Origin of the sequence: Clostridium zeae (assembly GCF_017312485.1) — a bacterium.
Lineage (GTDB): Bacteria > Bacillota > Clostridia > Clostridiales > Clostridiaceae > Clostridium_AR > Clostridium_AR zeae.
The window spans coordinates 1,301,280-1,326,505 of sequence record NZ_BMBA01000001.1 but is presented as its reverse complement, the minus strand read 5'-3'; the positions used below and the strand labels follow the sequence as shown (position 1 = coordinate 1,326,505).

The following is a 25,226-nucleotide window of genomic DNA, read 5'->3' as shown; positions in this document are numbered from 1 at the left end:
GGTGATGCTTCATGGCAGACCTCATTTATAATTCGGTTTCTATAAAAGTTATTGGAAGCTTACAAGGTAATAGTAGCTATGCTAATTTAGTTAATTTTACTTTTGGTCAATTAAATAATTATCGATATGATTCGCTAACCTTTGAAGTTCTTAAAATGATGTTTGTAAATGCAGTAAGTATAAATAGTGTTACTTCAATAACAGCTAATGCTATAAATGCTACCGTAAAATACAATAATACAAGCATTACTGGAAAATCAACAATTACAGCGAATTGTATAGTGAAAAAATATGTATATTCAGATATATTGGGAGTTTCCAATACTTTAGTAAATGCGCTTAATAAATTTTATGTTGATGTAGATATGACGGGGACTTCTAGCATTTTAACTAATGCAATAACAATGCGATATAGTTCTGCAAATGTCATAAGTAATACAATAATAATAGCTAATGCAACTTTAAGGCTAATTAGATATTCTACAGCAGCGATAACAGCAAAAACAGCAATTGGGTTTATTGGATGGAAAAAGACCTTAATATACAGAAATGCAAGTTTTGTTGGAAGATATTCTATTGTAGCAGGTAGCCAAAATATTAAACCTAGTAAGCAGACCTTATTATTTAATTTACCACTTAAGAAAATAATGGAAAATATTATCAATTTTAATAAATTCACTAATTTGAATACAAGTTTTGGATTTGATGCGAATTTAGACTGGGATAACTATTCAACGCTAAACGGTATGAATTTTGGACAACTAAATGCAAAGAAATATATAGATTTAGCTACTATTGATATAACGTTAGAGAGAGGAGTGATTGTTTAATGCTTAAAGTAGCAAAAGGAGATAAAGGAATAAATTTTAAACTTACTTTTTATGATAGTTCTGGTGCAAATATTTCTTTAACTGGTGTTACCATTAGAGTTAAATTGTTTAAAGATGGAGCTCTATTAAAGAATATAACTAGCGTGGATAATAATAGCCACGTTATTATTTTGGATCAAATTAATGGCATATGCCAGTATACTTTGCAAGGAGAGGATACCGCAGCAGCAGGTATTTATACTCTATATATTAGTATAGAAACTATAGATTTTATAATAACTGGTGAGCAAACAATACAATATCAGGTTTACGAGGAAGGAGTGGTATAATGCCTTTAATAATACCAAGTAAAACAATAAATGATAGTTTTAATTTATCAGATTTTCAAAATGATTTTAACTATTTAAACAACAATAAATCCAACAATGATGGAAGCAGTATTTATTATTTAGCCGGTGCAGGATCTACTGGAAACAATTATTGGGCGAAAGTATGTAGTGTTACATTAACTTATCAGTACGCGAATTCAGAAGTAAGATTTGAACTGTTTGGAGGAGCTAGTGGAAGCGGTGGCATATTTCCTAGGGCTACTGTGGAATGCAGAGTAAAACAACAAAATCCTCTAGGTCAAAATCCAAGCGTGGACTTAAATATCAGTAATGCCACTATAATTGGTAATGCCAACGTAAAAGCTGTCACTACTGTTAGTGCTACAAATTGCATTACAGATATATATGTGCAATATACAAATTATTATGAAAACTATTGTATATGTCCTATTTTTAATGCAGGTGGATTTATCTTTTATAACAATTTATCGATAATCAGTGTACTGCCAACTGGAACATTTCAAACAGTATCTAGTCTCAAATATGCAACTAACTTCAATGGTAATGGATATAAAGTATTAGATAGTGGAATAATCCTTCAATGGGGGGGATTAAGTGTAAGTACTGGTATAACGGTAACATTCCCTATAGCATTTCCTAATATATGCCTAAAAGTGTATTCACAGGTTGCATCAACAGATGGAAGATATGGTTGTGTAGCTCCAGGCACAGTTACAAGTTCTGGATTTACTGCTTATGTAAATGGTGTAACCAGCGGTGATTTTAGGTGGTATGATTACTGGGCTATAGGATATTAGGAGGTTTAATATGCAATATTTATTTATGCAAAATGGGAAAATTGGGTTTAAAGATAGTTTAGTTCATGAAATATTAGAGACTGATATACCAATAAGTGGTGAAATTTATAAACAATTTTTTGATGAATTAGGCAAAGGAAAAGAATATGGAATCAATGATGTAAATGGACAAACTTTTGAAGAAATATTTAAAGAAGTTGAGATAACTCATATAGAAATACCAAAAAGCGAATTTGAATTAAGAATCGAAGCTTTAGAAAATTTACAGTTGACACAGGGGGGCTTGATATAATGGTTAATCAAATATATGTAGATATGTTAGTAAGAAAAATTAAAAATGGTGAAATAAATCCCACTACAAATGAATTTTTTAAGATTGAAGATATTAAGATTAAAGAATATCAGGATGCAGTACAGGCTAAACTTGAATCACAGTAGAATTTTACCTAAAAGAGGGTGATATAGTGATAACTATTTATAATATGCTTAGTTCTAGGGATGAAATCTTAAATACTAATGGACTGGCAATACTAGATGATATCTGCATAAGTGGAAAAATAACAGAGAAATTAAATGGTGAATATGGGTTACAAGCAACTTTTTTAATGGATAAGGAATTTAATAGACACAATTACATTGAACAAGAAGCTATTATAAGATGTAATGATATATATGGATATGAGATATTTAGAATAGCTAAATTGACTAAAACTTTGAATGGTAGAATAGAAGTTTATGCTAGACACATAACATATGATACTACTAATATGTGGCTTGAAGATGTAAGACCAACTGAGCTTAATGGATATGAATTTTTAAACTGGATTTTCACACATACTACAACGCCAAATTTAGGATTTACTTATTCCAGTGATATAGCAGAGCAAGGAACAAGTTATTTTTTAAATAAAAGCGTATATGAAGCTATATTCAGTGCTGATAACAGTTTTCTTAACAGACTAGGTGGAGAAGTATCGAGAAGACAATATAATATTGCAATTAATAATTCGATAGGTTCAGATAATAATGTGATTATCAAGAGTAGAAAAAATTTGACAGGATTTGAGGCATATACAGATATAGACACAGTTATAACAAGAATTTATCCAAAGGGGAATAATGGATTAAATATAGCGGGCAAGTATATAGATTCTCCTTATTTAGGGAATTATGCTACTGTTAAGAGTGCTGAAATACAGTTTAATATCGGTATAGATGATAAAAATGGTATAACTGAAACTATGGCTAAACAGCAATTACTTGAAGCAGCACAAAAGAAATTTAGTGCAGATAAGATTGATATTCTTAAAGCCCAATATAAAATAAATTTTGTAGATATTTCAAAAACAGAGGAATATAAAGACTTTGCAATATTAGAGGAAATTAGGCTAGGTGATATAATCACAGTATATGAAGATAATTTCAAAATGAATGTTAAGGTTAAAGTCATAGAACGGTACTGGGACATTAAAAGGCAAGAGCACACAAGCATTACTTTAAGTAATTATGCTATTCAAAGCAATGTAACTACAATAAATAAAATAATAAATACTTTAAATCAGTTTAAGGATCCTCAAAGTGGATTTATAAATCAAGCTAAAGAGCAAATGAAAATGGGATTAGATAATAGTCATGTAATAGTAAAGCTAAATGAAATCTTAGCTATGGATACTACAGATAAAGCTACTGCAAAGGAAGGGTTACAACTTTGTAAAGATGGTTTGTTAGCATATAATAACGGATTTGATTCTGATCCTGTAGTGGCAATTATGATAGACGGTACAATAAATGGGAGTTTAGTTCGTACTGGCGTAATTCAATCTCTTGATGGAACTTTTAAGCTTGATTTAGGTGGTGGAAAGCTTAAAACCTATGATTCTAGTGGCCTAAAAGCTATAGAAATGGTTAATCAAGACATAAAATTCTACGATTTTCAAAGTGGTTCAAATGCACAAACTGGTGCAATAATGTCTACCTATAGTGGTAATGATACCAGTAAAAATGGATTGACTATAGGAGCAGAGAATAACAAATATATAGCTATTGGAAAACATACGAGTCCAACTAATACAGAAAGTTTTATTGATTTTGATATGGGAGCTTTAGGAAATCCGTACCCTATAACGTTCTATAAAGACGTATATGCTTATGGAGATTTTAAACAGAAACTAAATAATAACTATTATTATCCTATTACTATTGTTCAGAGTGGTAATGTATGGATAACAACAAACCAAGAAGTTAGAATAAACTTAGATGATTCTTTTAATTATTGTAGTTTTAAAAGTGTTAATGTCTCAATAATTGTAACATATAGAAATACCTATAGTTCACTTGGAGAATTTTATTTAAATAGCTATTATATAGAAAATAATCAACTTATATTAAAAGGTGGAGTAACTCACTTATTAATAAACAATGGAACAAATACTTGGGTTACTGATGGTAAAATGAATGTTCAGTATCAGGTAATAGGTTCAAAATAGGAGGAAGTAAAATGATATTTATAACATATTATAAAAGAGATGGAGAAATAACTTCACCTTGCATAGTAGATGAAAATGAACAGACTCTTGAAAGCCTTTTCGGCGATAGAGCAGGAGATATAAAACAAATTTGTGATTCTATATCATTTAGTTTAGAGGATGGAAGTAAAGAGAGTGGTTTCCTAAATGAAATAATAAGAGGAAATTATAAAGTAAATCTTGAAACTAAGCAGTTAGAGAAAAAGAGTTCAGAAGAATTTAATATTAAGTATATGTAAGCAGTTAGGTTAGCTAATTGCTTTTTTATTTTATTAAATAGTATGAAGGAAGGGGTAAAAGTGGACAAAGAAAATATTTTAAAAACAAGCATCGCAGCAATAGGCACAGGAGTGACTTGGGCCTTTGGAGCTTGGGATACTGCACTTATGGTATTAATAGCATTTATGGCATTAGATTATTCAACAGGACTTTTGAAGGCTTATATTAATAAAGTAATATCAAGTGATGTTGGATTAAGAGGTATAGCTAGAAAAGCAGTTATATTTATAGTACTTATAGTTGCAGTACTTTTAGATAGGCTGCTAAATACAGGGACATGGGTATTTAGAACCTTGGTTTGCTATTTTTATATAGCAAATGAAGGAATAAGTTTATTAGAAAACTGTACAGGTCTTGGGTTACCAATACCTGTACAGTTGAAAGATGCCTTAGTTCAACTAAAAGAAGGAAATAAGAAAGAAATAATAACTGATAAAAAAGAGGCTCAATAGAGCTTCTTTTTTATTGTATATGATATGAGGAGAATAGCAATGAATATAATAGAAACTCAATTAAATTGGAATGGGAACTTCCTAGAAGGAGAAAACAAACCTTCAAGAATAGTATTGCATCATGCTGAGGCTTCAAAATGTACCGTATATGATATACACAGCTGGCATTTAGCTAGAGGATGGGCAGGCATAGGATATCATTACTTAGTCAGAAAAGATGGTACAATCTACAGAGGCAGAAAAGAAAGTTGGAGAGGTTCGCACTGCCCATCAGCTAATTTTAATAGCATAGGGATTTGCTTTGAAGGTTCTTACATGCTTGAAGAAATGCCTCAAGCTCAATTAAATTCAGGATTAGAGCTTATTAACGATATAAAGAGGAGATATGGAAATTTGAATGTATATGGTCATAGAGAACTATATCAAACATCTTGCCCAGGAGATAAATTTCCATTAGAAGCAATGAAAAATCAAATCATAAGCTCTCAGGTTATAACCTCGGCTTCATCAGAACAGTCTACTATTGAACAAGCTAAATTTACTTATCCTAATAATGCGAAAATACAAGGAGATTGGTTTTACGTTAGAGATAAAGATGGTACAGTAGTTCCAGCAAGAAGAGTTGATGACGGTGATCATATAACTGTATTGAATGTATTTTTCTCTAAGCAGTTAGTAGAGATTGAATATCCAACTGCTTCTGGAGTTAGAAAAGGATATATAACTAACAGTAGACTAATAAACTATTATAATCCTTATAATTGGATAAATGAGGATTTATCAAAGGAAACATATGAATCACCTAATGGTATATGTATAGGTTCATTAAATCCAAATGAAAGAGCTACTATACTTTATAAAGTTGGTGAGTGGATTCATGTAGTTTATACAACTGCAAAAGGGGAATTCACTAAAAGTGGTTATATAAGAGTTTAAAAAATAATTTTCAGATTGAAGAATGTATTTCTATATCTTTAGATATGAAGGTTTATATCGAAGCGATCTATCAATGTAGAAAATATTGTTCTTTGTACTTGGAATAGTAAAATAAGTTCACTATATGTTATAAAGTGGTAACAATATTGTTGATTTGTTAGAAATATAATAAAAAATAAAAGAAAAATTACTGGAGCACATTGAGGAAAATAAAAAATATGTCGAAAAATATCAAAAAATGTGCAACACCCTCTAAATTATTCATAAATGTTACGATAATTAGATTGGGGAAAAGGATGAATAAACGATTTTTTATTGAAGGGAGATTCTTATGAATACAAAACAAAAGAAAAGCAAGAGTTCTATCAAGATAAAGCTGCTTGCAATTATTATTCCACTTATGGCTATAGCTGTTTCCTTGCTCATTGTCATATCCTATACAAAATCCAAAAACATTATTACAAATTCAGCAAATGATCTTTTGGAGACATCTAGCAAGAAGCAAGTTAATCAAATTGAGTCTTGGCTAAATGAGAATTTAGCATCATTTAGTTCCATTAAAGCTTCAATTGAGAGCACACAACTAAATGACAGCCAGGTGCAAGGTTTACTAAATAAGTCCTATGGATATAACAGCAATTATCCAGAAGGATTTTACATTGCTGATGAAAAGGGAAATTTATTTAAAGCAGAAAAATCTAATAAATCTGATAAAGATGTTTTAGGTTCAACTTGGTATAAACAGGGAATTACACGAATTAACATGGGGTTTGGTACTCCTTATAAGAATTCAGAAGGCAAAAATATTATTAGTGCATCAGGTATATTGAATGATAAATCAGGTAAGATAAAGGTTCTTTCAGTAGATCTTTCTTTGGACAAAATATCAATAATAGTAAATTCAATGACTGATATGAAAGATTCAGAATCATTGCTAGTAGATAAAAACGATAAAACAATATTAGCATACGGTGATAATGCACTTATCTCCACTAAACTTGATTCAAATAATGATAATAAGTTTTTAAAGGAAGTAGCAGAAAAGTTAGATAAGAGAGAGTACAATTCAGAAGAATTAGACAATAATATGGTTGCGTTTAAGCAAGTGGAAGGAACTAACTGGGTACTTGTATCATATGTTCCAACAAAATCTATTTTAGCAGAGCTCTTAAAACTTCGTACTTTTATGATAATAATCGCTATTATATCAATTATAATTTTGGCAGTTCTAGTAGAAAGAGTAGTACAAATTGTAATAAAGCCAATTAAGAAGCTTACAGATACTATTGTTGCAATGACTCATGGTGATTTTACAGTAGATGTAGAGTTAAAAGGTAACGATGAAATTTCTGTTATGTTAGAAAGTGTAAAGGAATTTATAACAGTTATGAGGAGTATGATAAATAATATTGGTATTATGTCGGCTAATTTAAATGTACAAGCTGAGGGAAGTAATGCAATTTCTAAAGAGTTATATGATTCATCAAAGATTCAATCGCAGTCTATGGAGAGCTTAAATCTTACTGTAGAACAGTTAGCAAGCTCAGTGAGTGAAGTAGCACAAAATACAACTACATTAGCAAACGTGGTATCTACAACAAGAGATGACAGCATTAATGTAGATGAAAAGATGAAGGAAACAATTAGTGTTTCAGAAAAAGGACGACAAGATATGGAGAAGGTAAATGCAGCAATGGCAAACATAAGAGATTCCATAAGATCTCTTGAAGGTGCTATAGGGAATGTAGGGAAATCTTCTACTGAAATAACTAATATTATTAATGTCATCGGAAGCATTGCAGAACAGACAAATCTCTTATCATTAAATGCATCCATCGAGGCTGCGAGAGCAGGAGAAGCAGGAAAAGGTTTTGCAGTTGTTGCTATGGAAATTGGAAAATTAGCAAAAACAAGCTCAGATTCAGTTAAAGATATATCAGAGCTTGTAAATGGAATAAATAGACTTGTTTCAGATACTGTAAGCCAAGCACGTGAGAGTGCAGAGCATATAGCTGATAGTAGTTACTTAATAAGTGGTACTGCAGATACCTTTGATAGTATTTTTGATATGATCAATGAAACAAACAAGTTAATACAAGGTATGATTGATAAAATAGGAAATTTAGATGAAGTTGCAGCATCAGTAGCAGCTATAGCTGAACAACAAGCAGCAAGTTCGGAAGAAATTCTAGCTACTTCAGAAGTGATGGTTATTCAGGCAAATAGTACCACTCAAAATAGTGAAAAGGTAGCAGTTGATGCCGAAACGTTATCGGCTACAGCTGATGAGCTTGGTAAGCAAGTTAAGATATTTAAGTTGTAAGAGGCAAAGATTGATTGGAAAAGCCTGCATAATAAAATCAGGGGGAAAACATATGAGGAAAAAGATATCATTAATGTTAATTATAATTATTAGTTTAGTTATATTTTCAGGTTGTAGCACAAAGAATAATACAGTTTCGAATAAGAAAGTTAAGATTTTATTCGCTGTTTCAAACGCTTCTGATTCATATCGTAAACTGCTAGCAGATAGTGCTAAGAGTTATGCTGAAAGTAAAGGGATTGAGTTAGATGTCAAGGATGCAGCTGGAGTAATAGAAACTCAAGTTTCTCAAATAAAAGAGGCTGTTTCTAGTGGTTATAATGTAATTGTATGTGCACCAGTAGACCCAACTACAGCACTAGAGCTTGAAAAAGTTGCAAAAGGAGTACCTATAGTTTTTATGAATAGTGAACCAGATGGGAAGCTGTTAGAGAAGAATAAGTATATTTATGTTTCTTCAAATGAAGAGGTTGCTGGGCAGTATGAAGCTGAGTATATCCTAAATTACTTGAAAAATAAGAGTGATATTAAAGTTGTCTTATTGAAAGGAGAGAAGGGACATAGAGCTACAAAAGGACGTACAGAGGCAGTTAAGCAAACTTTTGCTGATAAAGGTATAAATGCTGAGTATGTATTTGAAGATAATGCGGATTGGAGCAGAGAAAAGGCTAAAGAGATGCTTAAAATATTTTTAACTACAGGAAAGAAATTTGATTGCATAATTGCCAATAATGATAATATGGCACTGGGAGCTATGGATGCTTTAAGAGAGAGTAATATTGATCCTTCGACAGTTCCTATTTTAGGTGTAGATGCCACGAGTGATGCATGTAAAGCTATAAAAGATGGAAGTATTCAGCTTTCGGTATATCAATCTGCAAAAGGACAAAGCATAAGTGCGGTGGAAGCTGCAATTAGACTAGGATCAGGAAATAATCTCTCTGGGATAGAAAACTTAACTAGTGATGGTAAATATATATGGATACCATTTGAGAAAGTAGATAAAACTAATGTTGATAAATATATGAATTAAAACAATAAAATACATTTTTTATATGAATTTTATGAGGCTTCACTATTTACTAGTGAGCCTTTTTTACTATTTAAATTTTTTATTAGGGCTCCTAAAATTACTAGTTAGTTAAACTATACTCAGCATTATAAAAATTACTATGAATATTACCTTTTCAAAAGGAAAAGCTAACTTCTGAAAGGAGTGAGTATTTATGGTTAAGTCTAAAAACAATTTAAAAGAACAGAACAAACAAAACACTAATGTAGGAACTAAAAGAACTGAAAGTGGTGAAGGACAACAAAAGAAAAACAAGCCAAAGTAATAACTAATTAATATATAATTTGATGATATAGCTTTATAGTAGCACTAATTATATAATTTATTTTTAAAAGAAGCTATTGCAAAATGCATAAAGTACTTAGAAAAAGGCCGTGCATAAAAAGGAAAACAAACCTCCTTATATGCAGGGCTAATTTTATATGAGAATTTAAATATATTCTATTGTTTTTGATGTAATAGTTTTTTTGTAGGTCATGAAGTTTTATAGATTTGCTTTTATTGCATCAATTATCTCTGCATATTCTTTATCACTAAGCTTAAGATTGTTTGTAGGATTCATTTCGAAAGTTCCACCCCAGCTATAGCCGTCTTTATATTTTGGTACAACGTGGAAGTGAAGATGTGGAAGCTTGTCTGAATAAGCACCAAGGTTCATTTTATCAGCACCAAATGCTGTCTTAATAGCTTTTGCAGCTGTCGCTACATCTTTCATAAATAAAGCAAGTTCACTTTCACTTATTTCAAATAATTCATTTACATGATTATCATAAGCAACAACACATCTGCCTTTATAGGTTTGCTCTTTGAATAAATATAGAGTTGAAACATTAAGTTTGGTTACCTTTAACATCAGGATATCTAATCTTTCATCTTTTTCACAATAAAAACAAGTATCTTTTTCCATCAATAACACCTCATTAAGTTAATTTGCACACGTGTGCAATTATATATATTGTAACTCTTTTTATATACGTTTACAACATGCTAATATAAAGATAATAATTGAATTTATATTTTTTTCTTCTATTGAAATCTAGTTACGTACATTAACTATGACAAATATTATGATTCTAAAGGTGGTTAAAAGTTTATAAATGTGTAAGCAAAAGAAAAGCCTATACAGGCTTTTTCAACAAAATATCCCTATTAACAGGCTACCATTAATAAGTTATATTTATTTAAATATCTATTTTGCTGATATAGAGTGATTAATATCTTGTATACAGAGAAGCGTTATGGCTAAGTAAAGTAATTACTAGTTAAATTAGTATTTTTTTTGTTACTAATACGTAGTATTTATAACAAAATAAAAGTGGAAAAGAATATGATAGAAAAGAAAAAAATATGTTCCAATTATTAAAGTAAATGACTCTTCCCATTAATACACCGCAACCTTCAGCTGCAGTTATTAAAAATGCACCTACTATCATGGTTACATAGGGATTAAAATTATACTTTTTACATATGTATATACAAGTACAAGGAAAAGTACAAAACAAACCTAAATTAAATGGTGTTCCAGCAAGGTCGGATAGTTCAAATGGGTAAAGGTTCCAGAAAAAATAAAAACCAAAATCGTTACTAAGAAAAGCTAACGTGCTAGCTAAAGGAGCAACAATATAAATGATTTTTCGATCTTTAACAATAATCAATGTTACTATCCATGGTATGATAAACCCTAAAAAAATATTTATAAGAATAAAAATCACCTCTCAAATTAACTTTGAATAAGTTAACATTTATTATTAAGCGATGTATTTTAATTGATATATCTTTCTACAGTGTATTCAATTTAGGAAGTCAGGAATTGTTAAACAAATGAATTAAATTGTAATGCATGTTTTGATGTGTATTTAGTAAAAATAAGTAAAGTGTAAAAATAGATTGAAATTTGAATTATGCTAAGGTATAAAAAATCTCATGTTACTATTTTATCTACAAAAAAAGATATTATTCATTACTCTAATATTTGTAAAAAATCATTAAAATAAGTTGAAGAAATTATTATATTGGCACTTCAATATTTTTATGAAAAAACTTTTTAGAACTTATATATTATTTTACTTATGATAAATAAAAAGGAGAGGTCACCCTCTCCAAAAAATATTAAGTCAATGGACTTTCAATTAGTGTTGCAAATATAAATTTGTGACGATGACCATCATTCATTGTTGTGATGCCAGTAACTAAATGAACGTGCTTACCATTTCCAACATCGATTGCTGGTCCAGTAGTCATGCTGATCACATGGAAATGATCGAAAAAGTCAGTGTTTACATACAATCTATGAACATGTGATCTTCCACATGGTATGGCTTGTCCTGTAACTCCTGCGAAACGATGATTGTGTCTTTCGTCATTTTCTTCAGCAAGTTTTGTACTTCCTAAGAATTCATGAACATGTCTTTGTTTGGTAGATGGATCAACATATCTCTCATTATAGTCATCAAGGTCATTATAGTCATCATAAGGTCCTTTTGAGTGTTCATATGCCATATGAATCTCTCCTTTATCTTTAGTATCACTACATTATATGCAACAGATATTAAAGTGTTCATTAAAATTAATTGAATTTGCTAGTAATCTAAAAATTGGAAGGAATTATTACTGTAATAATCATCAATACTAATAAAGTAATGATTTGTCTAAATATATAAATATCAAAGATTTTTAAATTTTTTTAATAGTATGCAGGATTCATAGTATAGAGTCTAAAGATATAAATTCAATTAATATAGCTTAAGAGTGAAGCGACTGAAATTAGTTCAATTATTATAGCTATATTTTGATTATTATGGAGGATAACAATGGCAGAATTAGAAGATTTATTAAAGGATATTGACAAATTAAGAGAAAGGCTACAGTTTTTAATTGAAAAAAAACAGTGGAATTTAGTTGATGATGAAGTTGTTACTGCAAGCAAAGCTTTAAATTTTGCTTTAAATCAGTACAATAAATTTTTAAAAGAAAAGATTGGTGAATAGTAGTATCAAACATAAACGAATAAAATATAATATAGTATAACAAAGAAATTATATACTAATATAAATTAATGTCATAGAATACAATGGTGTTGCAGATAATTTGAACTTCTGTGCACTTTTTTTTTGAATATATAGGAGGGGTACTATGATTATCGGGCTTGTTAAAGAGATAAAAAATAATGAGAATAGAGTAGGACTTACACCTAGTGGAGTTTCCGTATTAGTAAAACGAGGGCATAAGGTTTTAGTAGAAAAATCAGCAGGAATAGGCAGTGGTTTTGAAGATGAGCAGTATTCAAAGGCTGGCGCAGAGTTAATTAATGAAAAGGCTTCTGTATTTAATAATTCTGATATAATTGTAAAAGTTAAGGAGCCACTAGAAGAGGAATATGATCTATTCAAAGAAGGGCAAACGTTATATACCTACTTACATCTTGCACCAAATCTAAAGCTTACTAAAGCCTTACTAAAGAAAAAAGTGATAGGAATTGCATATGAAACTGTACAGTTGAAGAATGGAAGACTTCCATTACTTGTACCAATGAGTGAAATAGCAGGAAGAATGTCAGTTCAAATTGGAGCAAACTTACTTCAAAAGTATAACGGAGGCTCAGGTATATTGCTAGGAGGGGTTCCTGGTGTAATTCCAGGTGAAGTAGTTATAATTGGGGGAGGTATAGTTGGAACAAATGCAGCAAAGATAGCTTGTGGATTAGGCGCAAAAGTAACAATAGTTGATATAAATAATGAAAGATTAGCTTATCTTGATGATATATTTTTTGGAAGAGTTACTACTCTAACCTGTAACGAATATAATGTAGCTAAAGCTGTTGAGAAAGCAGATTTATTAATAGGAGCTGTTTTGGTTGCTGGAGCAAGTGCACCTAAAATTGTTACGAGCGAAATGGTTAAATCAATGAAAAAAGGTTCAGTTATTGTAGATGTAGCCATAGACCAAGGTGGATCTATTGAAACTATTGATAGAGTTACCACACATGATAATCCATGTTATGAGAAATATGGAATCGTTCATTATTCGGTAGCAAATATGCCGGGTGCAGTTCCAAGAACTTCGACTTTGGCATTAGAATCAGCTACTCTACCTTATTTAATAGAGTTAGTGGATAATGGTGTAAGAGAGGCTATGATAAAGGATGAAGCGCTTTTGTTAGGACTTAATACGTATCTTGGTTCAGTAACTTGTGAAGCAGTTGCAGAAAGTTTAAAGCTTCCATATACAAATCCAGAAACCTTATTAAAATAAAGTCAGAAAAAGATCATAATAAGTGAAAATAGGAGTGATAATTGAATTTGGAATTATCACTCCTATTTTGATTTTGTATTAAATGTTTCAGCTTTAAAAAGAGGTATTACCACTCATTAGGATAAGCTACTATATGAACAGTAATGCTTCTTCTTCCCCAAGAAGTGCATTCAGTTTCAGAATTAAAGTATAAATCTACTATATTTCCTCGGATGGCCCCTCCAGTATCAGCGGCAATAGCAGTACCATATCCTGGAATAAATAGTTTTGAACCAAGTGGTATAACGGAAGGATCAACGGCTACTGTACTAATGCCATCAGGTGAACGCAGCGGCTTTAATCCTATGGCAGTAACATAACCACCAGTATATGCAGTGGAACTCATACTAAGTGTAGCTTTATATTGATCATTTGAGCCTCTTGATATAACAGTATCAGAAGTAGATTTACTGGCTATAATTGCTGATAACTTATTTTTGGCAACACCTAAGTATTTTTGTGCCTTAGATTTAACAGAAGAAGTGCTTATTTGAGGTATCAATCCACTTAATGTGCTGATAGCATTCCTTACATCTGTTTCTGACGAACTGTCAGAGTCTATTATAGCTATGGAATGAGATATTAATTTTGTCTCATTTGCTTCAATTACTGCAGCTAAAGCCTCTTTTTGCAATGAAAATTGTTTTGCTAGCTGTTGTTGTTGTTGTTTTTTATCATTTAATGTTTTCAAACTTGCTTCAGTGTCTTTTTTTAATTCTTTAAGTTGCTGATTTTTCTTATTCAAATCTTCCATTGATTGATTTACAGTTTCTTTCTCAGAATTAAGCTGATTTATTAGTTGCTTATCCAAAGAAATGATTTTTCCTACTGCAGATAATTTGGAAAAGAAATCACCTAAGTCGGTAGAACTTAAAAGGATTGAAAGATAGTTGTTATCTAAGCCACTCTTATACATACCTCTAAGCCTATTCCCTAAAATGTTTTTATTTGCCTCGATTTCTTTTTTATATTGATCTAATTTACTTTCAGTTAATTTTATTTCTTTTTCTGTCTGGGCTATATTTTGGTTATCATCATTGAGTTTATTATTAAGCTTGTCCATTTCTGAGTTAATGCCTGCCATTTCAGCATTAAGTTCTTTAATCTTATCATCCAATTGCTGAAAACTTTTTTTGCTCTCTGCTATGGTTTGCTCTGTATTATCTGAAGCTAGTACGTTAATACCACAACTTAATGTAATAACAAATGCTAAAACCATATAAAAAATCTTTTTACACATAGCAAAATTCTCCTTTTATACTTACAGTGGCTTATTGATATTATAACATAGTTTTTGAATATTCCAAATTTGTGTAATACAAACTTTGTGTATCATACTATAAACTACATTTATAAGTTTATGCATTCAATATACATAAACATTCAAGTTTTTTTCTAAAATTTTTATTAAATATAATCTTAATAGATTTTGTGAATATGGTGATACATTATTATATACGTATGTAGCTAGGTAAATTGAGTGGTAACTAGTTGTATTATTTTATAGATACTAATGTATATAAGTACTGAAGTTTAAATCAAACATAAATTAATTTAAGACAACTCAAGCTAATGGGTTGTCTTAAACTAATTGTTTTATATTCTTTTAAAGTATTGAGCCTAGTAAAAACCAAGGTAATGGATTGAAACCAGGATTATAATAGTATGGATAATGGTATGGATATTTGTATCCGTAATTATATCCGTAATATGGATAATGATGACCATGACCATGGCCGTACATATTATATGGTCTAGCAATTACTTGTTGAGAAGCATCTGATGTATCAGTCATGTCATCAGGGGAAGTGCTTTGATTAGTTTGAGCTCCTATATTAGTTTGCCCCATAGAAGGCATAGGAGACATAGAGCTAGGATTCATTTGTCCCATAGGGGTCATAGGAGACATAGAACCAGGCATCATCTGACCCATAGGAGTCATAGGAGACATAGAACCAGGCATCATCTGACCCATAGGAGTCATAGGAGACATAGAACCAGGCATCATTTGTCCCATAGGAGTCATAGAAGACATAGAACCAGGCATCATCTGACCCATAGAAGTCATAGAAGACCCCATCATTCCAGTTAGATGAGCACTTCCTTGGTAGTATGGATTAGGTAAAAATGGTAAGTTACATAGATTATTGCTCCAATTAGTATAATCAGTTCCAGGCACTGAACCTTGCATAGTACCTTGCATAGTACCTTGGTTGGTATAATTTGGTGTAGTTCCTTGAACATTGGGATTCATTTGATATTCATCATTTCTTAACTCTTCATTTATTTCATATTGCTCGGTGTACATTGTTTCCTCCAAAAGAATATATCTTACACTTAATGTTATATGAAATACAATTCATTTTGTTCTTGTTAATAATAAAAATTACCATAAATATATGTGAAATAGATAGTGTTTTGATAAAAATAATAAAGATGTACCGCTTTAACATGAAAACTATTTATAAAATTGCGATAGATTTTGAGAGGAGAATTTAGAAATAGCAATTTTTTTGTGAGGAGATACATCTCTATAGGATTTAGGATAATTAAATCGAAATAATAATTAACGAAAATATAGATTCAAAACAAAATCACTAATTAGTAAGACTACTAGACCTATAATAATTGTTATCGTTACTTCTGGTGGTATAAAGCTTCTTATCTTCATATTGTTCACCTCTTCAATTTAATTAGCACTTCCAAATAAACAGGCCTCATAAAAACAAAATTCTGGAAAATCAGTGTAGAAATAAAAAAAGTGAATAGGAAGTGGTTACTATTAGTATTGTCACTCTATAACTAATTAATCTATTTAATATTATTTTGAAAACAAATATTTATTTTAGGCTATGTTAAAGCACCGTGTTGAAATTAAGTGGTTATCCATCTGGAAAAATCATTTAATTCTAATAGCTCGCTCATATAGCATCTCCTTCATAACCACTTAATTTCAACAATACTCTTAAACATAGCCAAATTTTAAAATAATAAAATTGCATAAAAATTTTGTAACTAAGTTTTATAAATCAATTGAACTAATAACTACCTTTAAGTAACATTTGATTTTTCTACATTAAATTCAACTATTTTTAGAGAGTGAAAAAATGATCTAAAGTAGGCTTATATGACGAATGATGTCGTAAAAAATATGTAACAAATTGGTAAGTAAAATAAAGGGAAATCATACCGATTATAGAATAATATAATTAATAATTTAGTTGCTTATAGAGGAGATGATTAAGATATGGTAAGGAACAACCAGCAGTTGTTAAGCACCTACAATAGTAAGAATAATTCAGAAATGCTCCACGATTCGTTAAGCTATTTTATGAGAAATAATAAGTTCTATGTTGATTTACTAGATGGGTTATTAGAAGCAGTTATAATCCACAGGAATAATAAGATTGTCTTTGCCAACAGATTTGCATTAAAGATGTTTTCTATAAGCTCTTTTGATAAAATCATAGGTAAAAACTTTACAAAATTTGTAGACAATTACTTTGTTTCGAATAGTAATTCAAGTGAGGAGAATCAAGAGAGTAGTAATTATAACGCTAAATTAATTGATGATGATTGCGAACAAGATGTAAAGATAAAAAATTCTAGTATTACATTTGATTATGAGGAATACAATATTACATATATTCAACCTAGTATTAATGTGAAAAAAAATAATTCTAATAAAGAGATAGTTCATAAAGAGATTGTTGAAAAGAACAATTATGTTGAAAATAATATAAAGGAAGCAATTGACGATGAAGCAAGTAATTGGGAGATAATTAATAACTTAAAAAAGGGGATCGCTGTCTATAGAAGTTATAATAAAGGTAAAGATTTTTCAATAGTATTTATGAATGTAGTAGCGGAGGAATTGATAGATATTAAATATTCTGACTACCTCAATAAAAATATAATTGAAGTATTTCCAAACTTGGTTAATAGTAGGTTCTTAAGAGTAATTAAGCGGGTATATACTACTGGTAATAATGAGAATGCATCATTTAAATTATACAAAGATAATAAGTATAAACTTTTTAATGGTAACTATTTCTTTAAGTTAAAAAATGGAGATGTTGTTTCTGTTTTTGAAAACATTCAGGAAGATATATTTTACGATTCAAAATATAGAATGCTTTCTATGTTGTTTGATAAATCAAAAGATATGATATTATTTATTGGCAACGATGGAGAAATCTTAGACGCCAATAAAGCTGCATTAAAACTTTATGGGTATACAAAAAGGGAAATTATTAATAAAACTATATTTGACCTATCTGCTTCAAAAGCAAAAGGAATAATAAATAAACAAATACAGTTAGCTTCTATAGGTGGGACTTTATATAATACAGTCCATAAGGATAAAGATGGTAGAGACTTTATTGTTGAAGTAAGTTCAGTAGGGATTATGATTAATGAGAAGAAAGTGGTTTGTAGTATAATTAGAAATATTTCTAGTAGAAATGCATCCTATATAGATATGGATGTGATACGACAAAATGAAATAAATCAAAATAGATATGAGGATTATATATCCAAGCTTATACCAATTCTAGCTCATGAACTTAGGACTCCACTTAATGTTTTGATGTGTTCCCTGCAAGTTTTAAATCTTTATATGAAGGATTCAAATACCATAGAAAATAATTTATCAAAAATAAATTACAATTCCTCAGTAATGCAGCAAAGTAGTTATAGATTATTAAAATTGATTAATAATATAATCGATTCAACTATAATCGATTCAAATGGCTTAAGGCTTAATTATAGATTATATGATGTTGTGGAAATTATTGAGGATACAGTTTTTATTGTAAGTAATTATGTAAATGAAAATGTTAAGAGTAAGAATATTGAGATTAATTTTTTTACTAGCTTAAGTTCTAAATTTGTATATCTAGATTTAGAAAGGCTTCAAAATATACTATTAAAAATACTATCAAATTCAGTTAAATTTTCAGAAGATAGAAATAAAATATACATTTCTATTGGTGAAGATATGTCTGAGAACTTAGAAATAGTGATTTATAATATGGGAGCAACAATGGATGGTGGAGATATCCAACATATATTTGATAAGTTCTCCTTCAATAAAAATAAATTGGCAAAGAGTCATGAAGGCATTGGACTCGGATTATTCATAGTAAGAAATATAGTAGAACTACATGGATGGAGTATTGAGGCTCGTAATTGTGTAGATATGTCTGGTAGTAAATTTGTATTAAAAATACCATACAATAAACATCTGAAAGCAGATGAGTTAGATAGAAAGACACAATATGATATTTTAGAAGAAGAATTAATTCAAAAAATAAAAATCGAATTTTCAGATATATAGCTTCATTTTTAACAATTTGATCATATACTAGGTGTATGATTGAATTGTTTTTTTATTTATTAACATATTATTAATATTTTTATCATTTTAAAATTGAAGTATATAAAAAAACGTTTACTGGAAAGGGTTATTTATTAAAATGTTAAAAACATGGCTATTTATGTGTGTAATATCTAAAATATGAACGCTAATTATGAATAATTATTAAAAAAATATGAAAAATCTTATTGATTTTTCATTAATTAATTGTTAATATTAATAAAAAGACATGTATAAAAAAGCAATATATAAAAAGGGGGACTCAATTATGAAAAAGAAGATACTTGTAGCTACATTAGCGGTAGCAATGGTTGCTAGCTTATTTGTAGGTTGTAGCAGCAAAAAGGATGGAGAAGCAGGAACAAGTGGAGATGTTATTAAAATTGGTTCTATAGCGCCACTTACAGGTAAAGTTGCAACTTATGGACAATCAGTTAAGGAAGGGGTTCAATTAGCTGAGAAGGAAATTAACGATAAGGGCGGTATTAACGGAAAGAAGGTTCAAGTAGTTTTTGAAGATGACCAAGCTGACCAAAATGCAGCTATTAATGCTTTTAATAAATTAGTTGATGATGAAAAAGTTTCAGCAGTAATTGGGGCGGTTACATCTGGAGCTACTCTAGCAGTTGCACCAAATGCAACTCAAGCTAAGATTCCTCTAATAACACCAACTGCAACTGAACCAACGATCACAAAGGTTGGCGGTGAATATGTATTTAGAGGTTGTTATGTAGATTCATATCAAGGTCAAGTTATGGCTAACTATGCAGCAACTGATCTTGGAAAGAAAACGGCAGCAGTTCTTTACAATGTTGGATCTGATTACTCAAAAGGTATAGCTGAAGCTTTCAAAAAGCAATTTGAGGCAAAAGGCGGAAAAGTTGTAGAGTTTTCAACATACAACAATGACGATAAAGATTTCAATGCTCAATTAACTAAAATAAAGGGTTCAAATCCAGATGTATTACTTTTACCAGATTACTACAACGTAGTTGGTCTTATAGCTAAACAAGCTAAGGCTGTAGGAATAAATTCTCAATTACTAGGTGTAGATGGATGGGATTCATCAGATCTATACAAAATCGGCGGAGATGCAGTTAAGGGTGCTTTATTTATAAATCACTACTTCCCTGGAGATACAGCTAAAGAAGTGCAAGATTATGTTGCAGCATATAAGAAAGAATATAACAAAGAACCAGATGCTCTTGCTGCTTTAGGGTATGACTCAGCAAAGATACTATTTAAAGCTATAGAAAATGCTAAGAGTACTGATGGAGATAAAATAAAAGATGCTCTTGCTAAGGTTGAATACACAGGAGTTACAGGTAAATTACAATTTAACTCAGAAAGAACAGCTGTAAAAGGCGCTGCTATATTAAAGGTTGAGGGAGATAAGAATTCACTTGTAACAAAAGTTGATCCTGTTAAGTAAAGATAATTAAGGATTAAGATATATAGGGGGACTACTATGGAGTTACTACAGCAATTGATTAATGGACTATCACTTGGAAGCATATATGCTCTTCTAGCGTTAGGATATACTATGGTATATGGTATAATCCAGCTTATAAACTTCGCACACGGAGACATATATATGATTGGTGCCTTTGCAGGCTTCTTCGTGGCTACAAAGCTTAACCTATCATTCCTACCTACTTTGATAATAGCAATGATCGTATCAGCAGTTTTAGGAATAGTTATAGAAAAGGTAGCGTATAAACCACTTAGAAAATCACCTAGAATTACGCTTCTAATCACAGCTATAGGTGTATCGTTATTACTGGAAAATGGAATGAGATTTATAGTGGGACCTGCTCCTAAGAGTTTCCCAAGTCTCATCGAATCTGCAAAAATAAATATAGGTTCACTTCAAGTAACCAACATACAACTTATAACTTTGGGTGTTTCATTGCTCTTAGTTGTATTGCTCCAGTTTATAGTTTATAGAACCAAAGTTGGTAAGGCTATGAGAGCAGCTTCTTTTGACATTGAAGCTGCATCCCTAATGGGGATTAACGTAAATAATACAATATCATTTACCTTTGCTTTAGGATCTGCACTTGCAGGTGCAGCTGGTGTTTTAGTAGCACTTGCTTGGACAACAATAGATCCTTACATGGGAATGATGCCTGGAATTAAGGCCTTTGTGGCAGCTGTACTTGGCGGAATAGGGGTTATTCCAGGAGCACTTATTGGTGGGTTATTTATGGGAGTAGCTGAAACTTTGACTAAAGCATATATATCCACAAGACTTTCAGATGCAATAGCATTTTCAATATTAATTATAGTTCTACTTATCAAGCCTTCAGGTCTTTTAGGTAAGATAACTAGAGAGAAAGTGTAGGTGACAGCATGAAGAAGATAGTGAATTACTTAATATACGCAGTTCTAATAGTAGGCATTTTCTTTTTGCTTAATTATTTATTGCAAGAAAGAATTATAAACAGATTTTATGGTGGACTTATTACCTTAGTATGTATAAATATAATATTAGCAGTTTCCTTAAATCTTATAACTGGTTTTACAGGACAATTATGTTTAGGACATGCGGGATTTATGTCAATAGGTGCATACACCGCAGCTATCCTTACATCTAAGCTTCAGTATAACTTTCCAATTGCATTAATTGCAGGTGGAGTGCTTGCAGCAGTTGTAGCTTTAATAGTAGGATTGCCTACTCTTAAACTAAAAGGTGATTATTTTGCAATAACTACTTTAGGTGTAGGTGAAATCATAAGAGTTATTCTTACTAACATTGATTACACTGGAGGGCCAAGAGGGTTTACAGGTATACCTCCAAAAACAACTTTTACTTGGGCATATTTTGTAATGGTTGCGGTTGTTATAATAGTTTTTAATATAATACACTCAGCTCAAGGAAGAAGTATGATAGCAGTAAGAGAAAATGAAATTGCAGCAGAAGCAATGGGGGTTAATACAGCAAGATATAAAGTAACTGCATTTATAATAGCAGCATTTTTAGCTGGTGTTGGTGGCGGCCTTTATGCCCATTACTCTAAGTTTTTAATACCAAGTTACTTTGATTTTATGAAATCCATAGAAGTTTTAACTTTTGTAGTTTTTGGTGGTATGGGTTCTTTATCAGGATCAATAATAGCAAGTGGTATATTAACTTTTTTACCAGAACTACTAAGACCTATAAAGGATTTCAGAATGATTATATACTCAATTGCATTAATAGTTCTTATGATATTTAGACCACAAGGATTACTTGGAACTAAAGAAGTAAGCTTAAGTGTATTTAATAAGTTTTTAAAAAAGGAAAGTAAGGAAGGAGGGGTAGTGTAATGTTAAAAGTTGAAAACTTAACTATTCAATTTGGTGGACTTAAAGCAGTATCTGAGTTCGCACTAGAGATAAATGAAAAAGAAGTTGTTGGTCTTATAGGACCGAATGGGGCTGGAAAGACTACGGTATTTAATATGCTTACAGGGGTTTACTCTCCAACTGAAGGGTCAATATCTTATAAAGGTGAAAAGATACATGGGTTAAAGCCATATTGCATTACTCAAAAGAAGATAGCAAGAACCTTCCAGAATATAAGACTTTTTAAAAGCCTTACTGTACTAGATAATGTGAAAATATCTTTTGGCTATAGTGTTAAATATAATTTATTTCATGCAATTTTTAGAACTCCTAAGTTTTTTAAGATTGAAAAAGAAATTGAAGAAAAATGTCTTGAGCTTTTAGAGGCTTTTGGATTAAGAGAGAAAGCTTATGATTTAGCTAGCAACCTTTCCTATGGAGAGCAAAGAAGACTGGAGATAGCTAGAGCTTTAGCTGCTGGCCCAGAACTACTTCTGTTAGATGAACCTGCAGCTGGAATGAATCCACAAGAAACACAAGATTTAATGAGAATGATAAATTGGATTAAAGATAAATTCGGTGTATCAGTACTTCTAATTGAACATGATATGAAATTAGTTATGGGTATTTGTGAAAAGATTGCGGTATTAGATTACGGTAAGAAGATTGCTGAAGGAACACCAGAACAAATTAAAAATAATCCAAGAGTTATAGAAGCTTACTTAGGTGAAGCTTATACAAGTGAGGAGGCTATTTAGAATGCTTAAGGTTAACAACTTGAATGTTTACTACGATGGAATACACGCCCTTAAGGATATAAATATAGAAGTTAATGAAGGGGAAATAGTTACGCTAATTGGAGCTAATGGAGCAGGAAAGACATCTACGCTTAGAGCTATTTCTGGACTTACTCCTTACAAAACTGGTGATATTCAGTTCAATAATAAGACTATAAAGAGTGTTCAACCTCACAAATTAGTGGGTTATGGAATAGGTCATGTACCAGAGGGCAGAAAGATTTTTGCTAATCTTTCAGTTAAGGAAAATCTTGAACTTGGTGCTTATCTTCGTAATGACAAAGATGGAATTAAAAAAGATTATGAAATGATATATGACAAATTCCCTAGACTAAAAGAAAGAATTAACCAACTAGCTGGTACTCTTTCAGGTGGTGAGCAACAAATGCTTGCTATTGGTAGAGCTCTTATGAATAGGCCAAAACTATTACTTTTAGATGAGCCATCAATGGGACTTGCACCTATAGTAGTAAAGAACATTTTTGATACAATACAGGAAATAAACAAAGGTGGAACTACCATATTATTAGTTGAGCAAAATGCTCATATGGCTTTATCCATTGCAAATAGAGCATATGTTTTAGAAACAGGAAATGTAGTTCTAAGTGGAAATGCTGATGCAGTGCTTAAAGATGAAAAAGTAAGAAGTGCATATCTAGGCGAATAGAAAGCTTAAGAATATCTCAATACTTTAAAACATGGTTTAGATTAATAATAAAATAGAGAAATATTAAAAAGTATTTTAATTATATGATTAAGATACTTTTTTTATTGTATTACAATATTTTATTATTTGTTTTTTCGTAGTGGTAGCATATAAAAATAATAATTTTAGAGAAACATAATTACAAATATTAAGGGAGATGATAAAGTGATTTTAAGATTAGGCTATGTGGCTATTGCTTTAAAGTTACCTAAAACAACCTCATCAAGTACAGTTACTTATGCAACCTATAGTAAACTTACTAATGAAGAGAGTAAGCTGAATAAGCTAAAAGCAACCACGCTTTCAAATTTAGATAATCTATATAAAATACTGCAATATAATGTTGAAAACCAGTTGCATTTTTATAGAATAACTTCTGCTTTAATACCACTTGCTACTCATCCTGAGGTTATGTGGAAATATAGAGAGCTGTTTTCTAAAGATTTTAAAAGAATAGGAGATTTAGTTAGAAAAAATCAAATGAGAGTAGATACACATCCAGATGAATTTAATGTTATTAATTCTCTTAGAGAAGATGTAGTTGTTGCAACAGAGAGAAACTTGTGGCCGCATGTACATCTGTTTCAAGATATGAACTACCAAGAAGGAAAGATGGTTCTTCATGTTGGAAGTAGTGCAGGTGGAAAAGAAGAGGCGTTAGAGCGGTTTAAAGTTAATTTTAGAAAGTTTCCTAAGGAAATAACTTCAAGGCTTATGATAGAAAATGATGATAAAACCTTTAATGTAAGAGAAGTGCTTTCGCTATGCAGAGATATAAATGCACCAATGGTATTAGATGCTCATCACCACCTGTGTAATAATGATGGGGAAGAGCTTAAGGATTACATAAGCCATATTTTTGATACTTGGAAAGACCAGAGTCTTCCAGCAAAGTTTCATTTTTCTTCTCCAAAGGAAGGTGAGATGGATAGAAAACATGCAGATTTTATTGACCCTGAAGCTTTTGTAAGATTTATAGAATTATGCAGAAACGTAAATAAGGATATGGATGTTATGCTTGAGGCAAAACAAAAAGATCTTGCAGTATATCAGCTAGCTGATGATATAGAAAAAATAAAACCAGAATGGAAAAGAATTGATGTTAGTACCTTTGAAATAAAATAATGGTTCTGTTTATAACAGTTGTTAAATTAATTTGTTAGTC

General features: G+C 30.8%; 24 protein-coding genes. 20 read left to right on the top strand and 4 right to left on the bottom strand.

Going from position 1 to position 25,226, the window contains the following annotated elements:
- Positions 1–11: 11 nt before the first annotated feature.
- The 11 genes from J3477_RS06165 to J3477_RS06115 all read left to right on the top strand — a co-directional run bounded on the left by J3477_RS06165 (position 12) and on the right by J3477_RS06115 (position 9,525).
- Entirely contained in the window at positions 12–830 is an 819-nt protein-coding gene (locus J3477_RS06165; RefSeq protein ID WP_206868768.1) for a hypothetical protein, read from the top strand.
- Positions 830–1,159, top strand: coding sequence for a BppU family phage baseplate upper protein (locus J3477_RS06160; RefSeq protein ID WP_206868767.1), 330 nt, complete (start codon positions 830–832; stop codon positions 1,157–1,159). The genes J3477_RS06165 and J3477_RS06160 overlap by 1 nt, the downstream gene beginning before the upstream one ends.
- Positions 1,159–1,977, top strand: a complete 819-nt coding sequence (locus tag J3477_RS06155; RefSeq protein WP_206868766.1) for a gp53-like domain-containing protein — start codon at positions 1,159–1,161, stop codon at positions 1,975–1,977. The genes J3477_RS06160 and J3477_RS06155 overlap by 1 nt, the downstream gene beginning before the upstream one ends.
- Positions 1,978–1,987: 10 nt before the next feature.
- A complete protein-coding gene (locus J3477_RS06150) occupies positions 1,988–2,269 on the top strand; it encodes a hypothetical protein (protein ID WP_206868765.1) in 282 nt (93 codons plus the stop codon).
- Complete coding sequence (locus J3477_RS06145) at positions 2,269–2,415, top strand: hypothetical protein (protein ID WP_206868764.1); 147 nt, start codon at positions 2,269–2,271, stop codon at positions 2,413–2,415. Before J3477_RS06150 ends, J3477_RS06145 begins: the two co-directional genes overlap by 1 nt.
- 26 nt (positions 2,416–2,441) lie before the next feature.
- Positions 2,442–4,463: a phage tail spike protein gene (locus J3477_RS06140; protein WP_206868763.1), complete on the top strand. Its 2,022-nt coding sequence runs from the start codon at positions 2,442–2,444 to the stop codon at positions 4,461–4,463.
- A gap of 11 nt (positions 4,464–4,474) precedes the next feature.
- The gene (locus tag J3477_RS06135) at positions 4,475–4,741 is read left to right on the top strand and encodes a hypothetical protein (protein ID WP_206868761.1); all 267 of its coding nucleotides are present in this window, start codon (positions 4,475–4,477) and stop codon (positions 4,739–4,741) included.
- Between the two features lie 60 nt (positions 4,742–4,801).
- The gene (locus J3477_RS06130) at positions 4,802–5,233 is read left to right on the top strand and encodes a phage holin family protein (protein ID WP_228731217.1); all 432 of its coding nucleotides are present in this window, start codon (positions 4,802–4,804) and stop codon (positions 5,231–5,233) included.
- Between the two features lie 39 nt (positions 5,234–5,272).
- Positions 5,273–6,169, top strand: coding sequence for a peptidoglycan recognition protein family protein (locus tag J3477_RS06125; protein ID WP_206868758.1), 897 nt, complete (start codon positions 5,273–5,275; stop codon positions 6,167–6,169).
- Positions 6,170–6,500: 331 nt separating this feature from the next.
- Positions 6,501–8,492, top strand: a complete 1,992-nt coding sequence (locus J3477_RS06120) for a methyl-accepting chemotaxis protein (RefSeq protein WP_206868757.1) — start codon at positions 6,501–6,503, stop codon at positions 8,490–8,492.
- Between the two features lie 52 nt (positions 8,493–8,544).
- A complete protein-coding gene (locus tag J3477_RS06115; RefSeq protein WP_206868756.1) occupies positions 8,545–9,525 on the top strand; it encodes a substrate-binding domain-containing protein in 981 nt (326 codons plus the stop codon).
- Between the two features lie 523 nt (positions 9,526–10,048).
- Here J3477_RS06115 and J3477_RS06110 read toward each other — a convergent pair.
- Positions 10,049–10,471 (bottom strand): HIT family protein, encoded by a 423-nt coding sequence (locus tag J3477_RS06110; protein WP_206868755.1) that lies wholly within the window; start codon positions 10,469–10,471, stop codon positions 10,049–10,051.
- Between the two features lie 1,202 nt (positions 10,472–11,673).
- Positions 11,674–12,063, bottom strand: a complete 390-nt coding sequence (locus tag J3477_RS06105; RefSeq protein WP_206868754.1) for a YmaF family protein — start codon at positions 12,061–12,063, stop codon at positions 11,674–11,676.
- A 311-nt stretch (positions 12,064–12,374) separates the two neighbouring features.
- On the opposite strand from J3477_RS06105, the gene J3477_RS06100 reads away from it, so the two are divergent.
- Together J3477_RS06100 and ald are read left to right on the top strand one after the other, a co-directional pair.
- Positions 12,375–12,551, top strand: a complete 177-nt coding sequence (locus J3477_RS06100; protein ID WP_206868753.1) for an aspartyl-phosphate phosphatase Spo0E family protein — start codon at positions 12,375–12,377, stop codon at positions 12,549–12,551.
- 145 nt (positions 12,552–12,696) lie between these two features.
- The gene (ald, locus tag J3477_RS06095; RefSeq protein ID WP_206868752.1) at positions 12,697–13,815 is read left to right on the top strand and encodes an alanine dehydrogenase; all 1,119 of its coding nucleotides are present in this window, start codon (positions 12,697–12,699) and stop codon (positions 13,813–13,815) included.
- 106 nt (positions 13,816–13,921) lie between these two features.
- On the opposite strand, the gene J3477_RS06090 is transcribed toward ald, so the two are convergent.
- Both J3477_RS06090 and J3477_RS06085 read right to left on the bottom strand, forming a co-directional pair.
- Positions 13,922–15,094 carry a 3D domain-containing protein gene (locus tag J3477_RS06090; RefSeq protein WP_206868750.1) on the bottom strand — a complete coding sequence of 391 codons (1,173 nt, stop codon included), beginning with the start codon at positions 15,092–15,094 and terminating at the stop codon, positions 13,922–13,924.
- A 366-nt stretch (positions 15,095–15,460) separates the two neighbouring features.
- The gene (locus tag J3477_RS06085; RefSeq protein ID WP_206868749.1) at positions 15,461–16,162 is read right to left on the bottom strand and encodes a hypothetical protein; all 702 of its coding nucleotides are present in this window, start codon (positions 16,160–16,162) and stop codon (positions 15,461–15,463) included.
- 939 nt (positions 16,163–17,101) lie between these two features.
- Between J3477_RS06085 and J3477_RS06080 the strand changes: the two genes are divergently transcribed.
- The 7 genes from J3477_RS06080 to uvsE all read left to right on the top strand — a co-directional run bounded on the left by J3477_RS06080 (position 17,102) and on the right by uvsE (position 25,186).
- Positions 17,102–19,192: a PAS domain-containing sensor histidine kinase gene (locus tag J3477_RS06080; protein ID WP_206868747.1), complete on the top strand. Its 2,091-nt coding sequence runs from the start codon at positions 17,102–17,104 to the stop codon at positions 19,190–19,192.
- Positions 19,193–19,499: 307 nt separating this feature from the next.
- Positions 19,500–20,663, top strand: a complete 1,164-nt coding sequence (locus tag J3477_RS06075; protein ID WP_206868744.1) for an ABC transporter substrate-binding protein — start codon at positions 19,500–19,502, stop codon at positions 20,661–20,663.
- A 36-nt stretch (positions 20,664–20,699) separates the two neighbouring features.
- Complete coding sequence (locus tag J3477_RS06070) at positions 20,700–21,575, top strand: branched-chain amino acid ABC transporter permease (protein ID WP_206868743.1); 876 nt, start codon at positions 20,700–20,702, stop codon at positions 21,573–21,575.
- A gap of 8 nt (positions 21,576–21,583) precedes the next feature.
- The gene (locus tag J3477_RS06065) at positions 21,584–22,540 is read left to right on the top strand and encodes a branched-chain amino acid ABC transporter permease (RefSeq protein ID WP_206868742.1); all 957 of its coding nucleotides are present in this window, start codon (positions 21,584–21,586) and stop codon (positions 22,538–22,540) included.
- On the top strand, positions 22,540–23,316 hold the full coding sequence (locus J3477_RS06060; RefSeq protein WP_206868741.1) for an ABC transporter ATP-binding protein: 777 nt from the start codon (positions 22,540–22,542) through the stop codon (positions 23,314–23,316). The genes J3477_RS06065 and J3477_RS06060 overlap by 1 nt, the downstream gene beginning before the upstream one ends.
- Before the next feature lies 1 nt (position 23,317).
- A complete protein-coding gene (locus J3477_RS06055; RefSeq protein ID WP_206868740.1) occupies positions 23,318–24,022 on the top strand; it encodes an ABC transporter ATP-binding protein in 705 nt (234 codons plus the stop codon).
- A 204-nt stretch (positions 24,023–24,226) separates the two neighbouring features.
- Positions 24,227–25,186, top strand: a complete 960-nt coding sequence (gene uvsE / locus J3477_RS06050) for a UV DNA damage repair endonuclease UvsE (RefSeq protein WP_206868739.1) — start codon at positions 24,227–24,229, stop codon at positions 25,184–25,186.
- The last annotated feature ends 40 nt before the right edge of the window (positions 25,187–25,226 follow it).

Excerpts from the sequence above, each read along its gene's own strand:
- J3477_RS06115 (WP_206868756.1), top strand. The coding sequence starts at position 8,545 with ATGAGGAAAAAGATATCATTAATGTTAATTATAATTATTAGTTTAGTT.
- J3477_RS06080 (WP_206868747.1), top strand. The coding sequence starts at position 17,102 with ATGGTAAGGAACAACCAGCAGTTGTTAAGCACCTACAATAGTAAGAAT.
- J3477_RS06165 (WP_206868768.1), top strand. The coding sequence starts at position 12 with ATGGCAGACCTCATTTATAATTCGGTTTCTATAAAAGTTATTGGAAGC.
- J3477_RS06120 (WP_206868757.1), top strand. The coding sequence starts at position 6,501 with ATGAATACAAAACAAAAGAAAAGCAAGAGTTCTATCAAGATAAAGCTG.
- J3477_RS06075 (WP_206868744.1), top strand. The coding sequence starts at position 19,500 with ATGAAAAAGAAGATACTTGTAGCTACATTAGCGGTAGCAATGGTTGCT.
- J3477_RS06110 (WP_206868755.1), bottom strand. The coding sequence starts at position 10,471 with ATGGAAAAAGATACTTGTTTTTATTGTGAAAAAGATGAAAGATTAGAT.
- J3477_RS06070 (WP_206868743.1), top strand. The coding sequence starts at position 20,700 with ATGGAGTTACTACAGCAATTGATTAATGGACTATCACTTGGAAGCATA.
- J3477_RS06160 (WP_206868767.1), top strand. The coding sequence starts at position 830 with ATGCTTAAAGTAGCAAAAGGAGATAAAGGAATAAATTTTAAACTTACT.
- J3477_RS06100 (WP_206868753.1), top strand. The coding sequence starts at position 12,375 with ATGGCAGAATTAGAAGATTTATTAAAGGATATTGACAAATTAAGAGAA.
- J3477_RS06145 (WP_206868764.1), top strand. The coding sequence starts at position 2,269 with ATGGTTAATCAAATATATGTAGATATGTTAGTAAGAAAAATTAAAAAT.
- J3477_RS06105 (WP_206868754.1), bottom strand. The coding sequence starts at position 12,063 with ATGGCATATGAACACTCAAAAGGACCTTATGATGACTATAATGACCTT.
- ald (WP_206868752.1), top strand. The coding sequence starts at position 12,697 with ATGATTATCGGGCTTGTTAAAGAGATAAAAAATAATGAGAATAGAGTA.
- J3477_RS06085 (WP_206868749.1), bottom strand. The coding sequence starts at position 16,162 with ATGTACACCGAGCAATATGAAATAAATGAAGAGTTAAGAAATGATGAA.
- J3477_RS06150 (WP_206868765.1), top strand. The coding sequence starts at position 1,988 with ATGCAATATTTATTTATGCAAAATGGGAAAATTGGGTTTAAAGATAGT.
- J3477_RS06065 (WP_206868742.1), top strand. The coding sequence starts at position 21,584 with ATGAAGAAGATAGTGAATTACTTAATATACGCAGTTCTAATAGTAGGC.
- J3477_RS06060 (WP_206868741.1), top strand. The coding sequence starts at position 22,540 with ATGTTAAAAGTTGAAAACTTAACTATTCAATTTGGTGGACTTAAAGCA.
- J3477_RS06125 (WP_206868758.1), top strand. The coding sequence starts at position 5,273 with ATGAATATAATAGAAACTCAATTAAATTGGAATGGGAACTTCCTAGAA.
- J3477_RS06090 (WP_206868750.1), bottom strand. The coding sequence starts at position 15,094 with ATGTGTAAAAAGATTTTTTATATGGTTTTAGCATTTGTTATTACATTA.
- J3477_RS06135 (WP_206868761.1), top strand. The coding sequence starts at position 4,475 with ATGATATTTATAACATATTATAAAAGAGATGGAGAAATAACTTCACCT.
- J3477_RS06055 (WP_206868740.1), top strand. The coding sequence starts at position 23,318 with ATGCTTAAGGTTAACAACTTGAATGTTTACTACGATGGAATACACGCC.
- J3477_RS06155 (WP_206868766.1), top strand. The coding sequence starts at position 1,159 with ATGCCTTTAATAATACCAAGTAAAACAATAAATGATAGTTTTAATTTA.